We start from the raw sequence: 6,270 nt of genomic DNA, 5'->3' as shown, positions 1-6,270 counted from the left end.
CGGTGGAACAGTGCGTCAACAACACTATTTTCCCAGCTCAGAAGCACCTTTCGTCGCTTAAACACACCCTACGGGCCCCACCCTCATGAAAACCCCGGGCTAGGAAGCCGTGATCCCTAGGTGCGTCGGTGTCAGTTTCCGAAGTCGTCTGCACGGAATGTCCACACTCGTCTGCACGACCCACTACATGTCCGTATGGGGAACGTCTTACGGGACGAAAATTCATTCTCTGAGGAGTTTTCGTCCTGCCGATGATTTGCTGTGCTTGAATGCGTCTGTATGTGGCGAGCGAGCGTGGGAGTGAAGCCACGAAAGTCGAATAGAGGAAGCGGACGTCATGGCGAAATCTTCGGACGGCCACCTTTGGGCTCTAGCGCATGCTGAGCGCGCCGCGCTGGCGGAGGACTTGGCAGTCCTTAGCCCGGAGCAGTGGCATCACGAGACTCTATGTGGGCGGTGGGATGTCGAGCAAGTCGTCGCGCATCTCACTGCCGCAGCGAGCCTGAACCAGTGGCAGTGGCTGCGCAGCATGCTCGGTGCGCGCTTCCGCCCTGACGTGCACAACCAGCGCCGACTGGAGGAGCACCGCGGTAACACCTCGGCCGAAACCCTGGCCCGGTTTCGCGCCGTCATCAATAGCAGCATCGCACCGTCCTCCGACACTCCGGCCTATCTGGGGGAGGTAGTCGTGCACGCTCAAGACATCCGCCACCCGCTGGGGCTTCCCCGTACTCCGAGCATTGATGCGTTGACACCCGTCGCGGAGTTCTACGCGCGCCGCGACTTCACAGTTGCCAGCCGCACGCACGCTGCCAGTCTGCAATTGAGGGCAGATGACGGGCCCTTCACCGCGGGTACGGGCTCGCTGGTTACTGGGTCGACCCTCGCCCTGGTGATGACGATGGCCGGACGCGTTCCTTACCTTGAGGACCTCCACGGTCCCGGCGTGCCGACTCTTCGGTCACGCCTCGGCAGCACCGCACATGAACCGCTCCGGTAGCAGGACGATACCGTGGCCTAGTTGCTCCTGTATCCGGAAGGAAGATAAATGTCCGGCTTGCCCCAGCACATCAACCATTCGTTCACCGCACCAATCGGAGTCCTGATCAAGGGTGAGACATGGCCCTGCGTCGAAATGCCTGGCTCGGCTGAGTTCTTCGGGACCGGTCGAAGCGTGCGGGTCGACGCGACCGTAGACGGCATTGCGATGCCCGACGTGGGACTCATGGTCACCGGTAGCGGCGGGCATATGCTCTCAGTCAGCGCGGCAATGCGTAAGCGCCTCGGTAAGGATGTCGGCGACGAAGTAACCGTGCACCTACAACGCCGGCTTCGCTGAAATAGCCAACGCAATACATCGTCCCGCAAGCCGAACGCTTATCGGGCGTCTGCCCTGTCGCGAAGATCGAGAGCGTACGTCACGTATACGACGGGCGAGCCGTCCGGACGGTGATCAGACATCGATGTAATCGCTGCGATGAAACGGAACCCGCAGTGTTCCGCTACACCGAGTGATGCAGTGTTCTGGGGGTCAGCCCGGATGATTGTTCTGTCACCAATGTCCTCGTCCGCAATGTAGTTGCAGACCAGAAGGAGTGCAGTCGCCGCAACAACTCGACGACGTGCCCAAGGATGAACGGCATGGGAGATATTCACGTCACCGGCAGCAGGTAAGTCGTTCGTGTCGGGGTCGAAATCGATATACCCAGCCAACTGGCCGTCGAGCCATATGCCGAATCCCCGCTTACCTACCCCGCGGCTCGCATTCTCAGCCAGCATCGCAAAATGTCGGCGTGTGGAATCGACCGTCCCCGCCCTCCCGGAGAGCCAACGAACCGTCTCGCCGTCCCGGCGGGTGGCCGGCATGTTCGTCAGTACAGAGCCATCTGTCGGTCGGGTCAGGCGACTTGCAGGCTTTGCCCGAGAACGGCGGCAGCTCCCACCTCGCTGTCCAGCAGGGGCGGACCACAGTTTTGTATTTTAGGCGCGGGACCTGCCGCGAACGAAGTGGAGGATCAAGACGACCACGGCGATAACCAAAAGTATGTGAATTAACCCGCCACCGATGTTGCCGAGCAGGCCGAGAAGCCAGAGAACTGCGATAATGATGGCTATCCAGAGCAGCATGAGAGTCTCCTTTAATTCCCGCACGGTAATCGTGTGGTGCATATCACCATATGTCAGTACTGGTGTGGGTAGGAATAGCAGAAAGATAAGGCGTAGGACACGAGCCGGTCGGTCTCCTGGAACGATGATGCGTCGGGCATGCTGCCTCGCCCTTCGGGAAAGTTCAACTGGTCAGACTGTCCCGTAAGACGGTCGTCCACGGGCGATCGCTCCCATGTCGGCCTACCGGTCCGTGCGACGAGTGAAGATCAGATGGAGAACTCCGGATGGAGAAGGGGTCGCTTCGATGTCAAAGCGTCGTTCGAGTCCTTCGAGTCCATCCCAGAGCCGTTCGCCCCGGCCCAGGACGATCGGCACGAGGACGATGTGCATGTGGTCGATCAAATCGGCCTCGAGGAACTCTCGAACCGTGCTGACCCCGCCACCGATCCGGACGTCAAGATCGCCGGCCAGGGCGCGGGCCTGCTTGAGCGCGGAGACGGGGTCGGCGTCAACGAAATGGAAGGTTGTCCCGCCTTCCATCTCGAGTACCGGCCGGGGGTGGTGCGTCAGAACAACTACAGGGGTGTGGAAGACAGGGTTGTCGCCCCACCATCCCTTCCATTCCCCGTCCTCCCAGGGACCGCGTTGAGGGCCGAACTTGTTGCGCCCCATGATCTCCACGCCGATCCCGGGCCCCCACATGCTGGCGAACGCCTCGTCCACGCCGAAGGATCCCTCCGACTCCCCGTGGATGCCCATCTCGCGGAAGGTGCGCGTCTCGAAAGCCCACTCCATCAGCCGTGAGCCTGCGTGCCCGAACGGAGCGTCGAGTTGCTGGCCTTCGCCGGTGCCGAAGCCGTCGAGGGAGACCGAGAAGTTATGCACGCGGACGAGGGACATGTCATCTCCTGAAGTGCTTGTCGTTCGCAATCACTTTATGGTGATCGAACCCAACGACTCAAGACCGACGATGGGAGAACATAGCCGCGATGCACCCGGAACCGCGTAGCGGATGCCCCATCAAGGCGGCGCTCGAGGTCCCCGGCGCCGCCTGGGCGCTGCTGGTTCTGCGCGACGTGATCTGCGGCAACCGGCGCCACTTCAGTATATTGCTGGCCAAGTCAGAGGAAGGCATCGCCTCCCGCATCCTCGCCAGCCGCTTGAAGCACCTCGTGGATCCACCGGGCCCCCTTGGCATTCACCGCCGTGGGCCATCAGCGGGTGGACTCATTCGGCGGTGCCCGTCTTCGCGGCGTATGCGGTGGCTTGGGCCCGGACCTGGCGGATGTAGGGATCGGACTGGTTGTAGGAGTAAATGGCGTCGGTCCACCCTTGGGCGGTTGAGAGGTCACGGCTTTGGGCGCACAGGTAGGTCGCCGCGCTGAGGGCGGCGTCGTCGATATTGAACGGGTCCGCTGCTCCGTCCCCGTTCCCGTCCCGCCCTGCAAGCTGCCAGGTGGAGGGAATGAACTGCATAGGTCCGACGGCGTGGTCCCAGCGGGCGTCGCCGTCCAGGACTCCCGCGTCCGTGTCGGCGATGGCGGCGAACCCGGCGCCATTGAGGCTCGGGCCCACAAGTGCGCCGCTCGCCTGCCCTGCGGTGTTGAGGCTGCCGCCGCCGTAAGTTCCGTGCGCGGATTCGACGAAGCCGACAGCTGCCACGGTGTTCCAGCCGATCCCGCACAGCGGAGCGGAATCGTTGGCCGTGGCTGCCGCCGCAACATAGGCCCGCAGCGCGCGGGCAGGAATCCCGGTCTGCGCGGCAGCCCGGATCAGCCACTGGTCATCCGGGCTCGGGGTCACGTTCACGGCAGTGGTGAGGCCGGTGGAGAACATTTCAAGTTCCGCCCCCGCTCGGGGAGGTGCAGAAAGGGCCCCGCGGGCGTCTGCGCCGGGCTGCCGGGTCGCCCAGAAGGAGAATGCGGTGATGAGGCACACCGCGAACAGGCTGAAGACCATAAGGCGTTTTAGACGGAGCACGGACTAATCAAACCATCCACGCTCCGTGACCGGTTGACGAAACGGTTCTCAGCGGATCAGGGGAGGCCGTCGGGTCGGCCGCGGGTGCTTTGGCCGGCCACGCGGACCTGACACCGAACCCTTCATAGGCACCACGGCGTCCCACCGTGCCGTCATGTCGTCCTCGACCACGCAGGTAATGAGCGGATGTGAAGTACCAGCCAGATAGCAGGCAGCCCCTACGGCACATCGCCTCCCAAGTCCACAGCGTCATGCAGTAGACGCCGCGGGCACCCATGAAGAAGTAACAAAGGCCCGAACCGTCGAGCACATAGGAAAGGAGGCTGCCAGCCACTGCAACCGCTGCCAACAAAAAAGGCCCCCGAAGGGGCCCATCAGTGAACAGTTTGTGCACACGCAGAGGCTCGCAAGCCCCTGAGTAGGGAAAACATGTGCCCGAGGTGGGACTCGACCGGGTTCCAGCCCTTGAATTTCCGCAACTCCCCCGCAAACATCCGCAATCCGTCCCAGTCCGGCGCCAGTACGACCCGATCCGAAGCCCAGGGTGTGCACATTGTGCACACCCTCTTCCTTGCCCACTTCGCCGACCCAACCACGCTGCTTAAACGGCCGTCCAGGCGAGGCAGTTGTGTCTTGGGCGCGATTTCGCTCCGACAAGAAAAGCAGATCTCCGGAACCGGACCGGCCGCAAACAAGCGCCGCACAACGGGGCGGCCCTCATGCTGGAAATCAACGAACATCATGGCGGCGGGTTCCTCCTTTCCGAACATCTCATGGAGAAACGAACCGCAAACTACATGACCAACCGACGGGCGCCCCTCCATGAAGTGAGCACGCACCACCAACGGCGCAGCGGAGCCGACCGCAACGTCGGGACTGCCCCCGGTTTTGTTGACTCCTTGACCTAGCGAGCGACTGCTCGTGGAAGGATGTTGACCATGCCCACGGCTTATGGGGCGGAGTTCCGCCAGGATGTTATTGATGTGGCCCGCAAGGGCGAAGCGCCGCTGGCGCAAATTGCCAAGGATTTCGGGCTTTCGGTCACGACGCTGAAACGGTGGATTGCCATCGCCGAGCGTAAAGATTCCGGCGCCGGCCCGGCAGCGGCCGAGTCGGCCGAGATGCGGGAGCTGAAGAAACGCCACCGCCTGTTGGAGCAGGAGAATGAGATTCTGCGCCGGGCTGCTGCTTATCTGGCGAGGGACATCAACCCAAAATGATGTACCCGCTGGTCACGGATCTTGCCGCCGACGGAGTTCCCGTGGCCGTGACCTGCAGGGTGTTGGGATTCAGCAAGCAAGGCTATTACCGGTGGAGGGCCAGCCCGATGACGGACCGGGACTGGGAGGATGCGCACCTGGTCAACGCCGCCCTGGACATCCACGACGACGATCCCGCCTTCGGATACCGTTTCATCGCCGACGAACTCCCCGAGAAAGGCATCCTGGCCGGCGAGAACAGGGTCCAGCGATTGTGCCGGGACCACGGCATCTGGTCCGTGTTCTCCAAGAAGCGTGGCCTGAACCGGAAGCCGGGACCACCGGTCCACGATGACCTGGTGGAGCGGGACTTTACCGCCGAGGCGCCGAACGAGCTGTGGCTGACCGACATCACCGAGCACCCTACCGCCGAGGGGAAGCTCTAACTCTGCGCGGTCAAGGACGTCTACTCCGGCAGGATCGTTGGGTACTCGATGGACTCACGGATGAAATCCTCGCTGGCGGTCGCCGCACTGGAGAACGCCGTGCGCTCACGCCGCCCGGCAGGAACGGTGGTGCACTCGGATCGGGGATCCCAGTTTCGGTCCCGCCGCTTCGTCGAATCGCTCCGGCACCACGGGCTCGCAGGGTCGATGGGCAGGGTCGGCGCGTGCGCGGACAACGCCGCGATGGAATCCTTCTTCTCGTTGCTGCAGAAAAATGTCCTGGACCGCCAGAGATGGCTCACACGCCAGGAGCTCCGCCTGGCGATCACCATCTGGATCGAAAGGACGTACCACCGCCAGCGACGGCAAAGACGGCTGGGAAAACTCACGCCGATCGAATATGAAACAATCAACCGGACCGCGCTCACAGCGGCCTAGTAGTACTTTGTTAGGTTGGGGCGCGTTGGCGGCAGTTGGGGCAGTAGCCGAGCCAGGCGGCGATCACTCGTTGGAGTTCCTTGAGGATGCCGTACAGG

General features: G+C 62.6%; 6 protein-coding genes and 1 pseudogene. 3 read left to right on the top strand and 4 right to left on the bottom strand.

Translation table 11 applies throughout. The features are described from left to right. Window positions 1–337: 337 nt before the first annotated feature. Together AC50X9_RS21025 and AC50X9_RS21020 are read left to right on the top strand one after the other, a co-directional pair. Entirely contained in the window at window positions 338–1,000 is a 663-nt protein-coding gene (locus AC50X9_RS21025; RefSeq protein WP_494896989.1) for a maleylpyruvate isomerase family mycothiol-dependent enzyme, read from the top strand. A 48-nt stretch (window positions 1,001–1,048) separates the two neighbouring features. Then, window positions 1,049–1,339, top strand: a complete 291-nt coding sequence (locus AC50X9_RS21020) for a DUF1905 domain-containing protein (RefSeq protein WP_494896987.1) — start codon at window positions 1,049–1,051, stop codon at window positions 1,337–1,339. A gap of 38 nt (window positions 1,340–1,377) precedes the next feature. Here the strand turns inward: AC50X9_RS21020 and AC50X9_RS21015 are convergent, their stop codons facing one another. The 4 genes from AC50X9_RS21015 to AC50X9_RS21000 all read right to left on the bottom strand — a co-directional run bounded on the left by AC50X9_RS21015 (window position 1,378) and on the right by AC50X9_RS21000 (window position 4,089). Beyond that, complete coding sequence (locus AC50X9_RS21015; protein ID WP_494896985.1) at window positions 1,378–1,866, bottom strand: GNAT family N-acetyltransferase; 489 nt, start codon at window positions 1,864–1,866, stop codon at window positions 1,378–1,380. A gap of 114 nt (window positions 1,867–1,980) precedes the next feature. Further along, window positions 1,981–2,127: a lmo0937 family membrane protein gene (locus AC50X9_RS21010; RefSeq protein WP_479812545.1), complete on the bottom strand. Its 147-nt coding sequence runs from the start codon at window positions 2,125–2,127 to the stop codon at window positions 1,981–1,983. 222 nt (window positions 2,128–2,349) lie between these two features. Next, window positions 2,350–3,009, bottom strand: a complete 660-nt coding sequence (locus AC50X9_RS21005) for a dihydrofolate reductase family protein (protein WP_494896982.1) — start codon at window positions 3,007–3,009, stop codon at window positions 2,350–2,352. A 327-nt stretch (window positions 3,010–3,336) separates the two neighbouring features. Further along, a complete protein-coding gene (locus tag AC50X9_RS21000) occupies window positions 3,337–4,089 on the bottom strand; it encodes a lytic transglycosylase domain-containing protein (RefSeq protein ID WP_494896980.1) in 753 nt (250 codons plus the stop codon). 938 nt (window positions 4,090–5,027) lie between these two features. Here AC50X9_RS21000 and AC50X9_RS20995 point away from each other — a divergent pair. Beyond that, a pseudogene (locus AC50X9_RS20995) lies at window positions 5,028–6,172 on the top strand (IS3 family transposase). The last annotated feature ends 98 nt before the right edge of the window (window positions 6,173–6,270 follow it).

The sequence above is a fragment of the Pseudarthrobacter sp. HLT1-3 genome (assembly GCF_059383535.1).
Note: the sequence above shows the minus strand (reverse complement) of the source record. Positions and strands in the feature narration are given on the sequence as shown.